1 protein-coding gene is annotated in these 2,123 nt (G+C 67.2%); it reads right to left on the bottom strand.

From position 1 onward, the window contains the following. Positions 1-778: 778 nt before the first annotated feature. Positions 779-2,020 (bottom strand): hypothetical protein, encoded by a 1,242-nt coding sequence (locus QJT78_RS50595; RefSeq protein WP_281460848.1) that lies wholly within the window; start codon positions 2,018-2,020, stop codon positions 779-781. Between the last annotated feature and the right edge of the window lie 103 nt (positions 2,021-2,123).

The following is a 2,123-nucleotide window of genomic DNA, read 5'->3' as shown; positions in this document are numbered from 1 at the left end:
CCGCGGGACGCTGGGCAACTGGGTGATCCGGGCGAGCGAGTTGCATCTGCATCCGGTCTATGACGTGCTACAGCAAAAGCTCAGGTCGGCTCCGTCAGCCAGATCCAAGCATAGTCGGGTGGCGCAGTTTCAAGTGCCGAGGGACATGTCTCGATCCGACGAATCTGCGACTTCTGTTGGCATAGTCATGAAATATTGCTCCATAATGAACGGCTATTTGTTTTGGAGGTCATGAACTTCTATCTGGCACGCACGGGGGAGAATACGTCCAATGCGGCGGTCGTGACCGCTTCGATGTCTGTAAGAGATGGTGATGAGAGGCATTGATGGGCTTGGCAAAGGAACTATCTCCGGTTTTCACACCCACGAAGCTGGTGGCGCGGACGATCCGGGGCCGGCTGTTGGCCTTGAACGAGCCGACCAATCATCCTGTTTTGTCGTGGAGCAGACGCGCGCTGAGCCTCAAGAGGACGGCGCTCCCTCCTCTAGCAACAACCCGCGCATCATCGGTGACCTTGGTAGGCCTGACTTAACCAGACTACCGCCGGACTTAGTCCATCTACCGCTGGACGTGTTCGACATGGTGGCCAAGAAGCTCAGGCCGATCGATCTGGTGAGTGTGTCGCAAACAAGTAGCCGATTGCGTGATGCCGCCCAGCTATCTGCGGAGGTTCACGGACGGCGCCAGAGAGCTATCCAGGTTCAGTTCGTCTGGCGCAGGTTGACGATGCCTCCCTTCGGCGGCGTGGATGCGCTGCTAAATCCCCACGTGATCCGATCACTTGCGCTGAACTTCGATTGCCTGATCGGGGCGCAGCAGGAGGGTCTCGTCGTCCTCGCCGAGCAGCTTGCCGCGCCCACGGACCGCGTCTTGGCCCTGGAGGGTCTCGCCGTGGGCATGGCAGAGCTTGCGCCCGCGCTCCAGGAGCGCCTCGTCGTCATCGCCGAGCAGCTTGACGAGCCCGCGCACCGCGCCTCGGCTCTGCAGAGCCTCGGCCCGGGCATGGCAGGGCTTGCGCCCGCGCTCCAGGAGCGCCTCGTCGTCATCGCCGAGCAGCTTGACGAGCCCGCAGATCGCCTGGAGGGTCTCCGCGTGGGTCTGGCAGGGCTTGCGCCCGAGCTCCAGGGGCGCCTCGTCGTCATCGCCGAGCAGCTTGACATGCCCGCGCACCGCGGCTGGGCTCTGGAGGGCCTCGGCGCGGGCGTGGCAGGGCTTGCGCCCGCGCTCCAGGAGCGCCTCGTCGTCATCGCCGAGCAGCTTGACGAGCCCTGGGACCGCGTCTCGGCGCTGGAGGGGCTCGGCGCGGGCCTGGTAGGGCTTGCGCCCGAGCTCCAGGAGCGCCTCGTCGTCATCGCCGAGCAGCTTGACGAGCCCTTGGACCGCGCCCGGGCTGTGGCGGGCCTCGGCGTGGGCGTGGCAGGGCTTCCGCCCGAGCTCCAGGAGCGCCTCGTCGTCATCGCCGAGCAGCTTGACATGCCCGCGCACCGCGTCTGGGCTCTGCAGGGCCTCGGCGAGGGCGTGGCAGGGCTTCCGCCCGAGCGCCAGGAACGCCTCGTCGTCATCGCCGAGCAGCTTGACATGCCCGCGCACCGCGTCTGGGCTCTGCAGGGCCTCGGCGCGGGCCTGGCAGGGCTTGCGCCCGCGCTCCAGCAGCGCCTCGTCGTCATCGCCGAGCAGCTTGACGAGCCCTTGGACCGCGCCCGGGCTGTGGCGGGCCTCGGCGTGGGCGTGGCAGGGCTTCCGCCCGCGCTCCAGGAGCGCCTCGTCGTCATCGCCGAGCAGCTTGACGAGCCCGCAGATCGCTTCTGGGCTCTGGCGAGCCTCTGCGCGGGCCTGGCGGGGCTTGCGCCCGAACTCCAGCAGCGCCTCGTCGTCATCGCCGAGCAGCTTGACGAGCCCGCGCATCGCTTCTGGGCTCTGGCGAGCCTCTGCGCGGGCCTGGCGGGGCTTGCGCCCGAGCTCCAGCAGCGCCTCGTCGTCCTTGCCGACGGCCTTGCCACGCCCGCGGATCGGGCCCAAGCCTTCGCAGCACTGTTGCCGAGGAGGTGAGACGATCCGTAGAGTCCGATTGACAGTCGGAATGAGCTATCTCGGATTCTGCCCCCCCGGGTTTGCCGGAGGC

This window comes from Bradyrhizobium sp. Mp27 (assembly GCF_029953005.1).
Taxonomy (GTDB): domain Bacteria; phylum Pseudomonadota; class Alphaproteobacteria; order Rhizobiales; family Xanthobacteraceae; genus Bradyrhizobium; species Bradyrhizobium barranii.
This window is presented reverse-complemented; position numbering and strand designations above follow the sequence as displayed.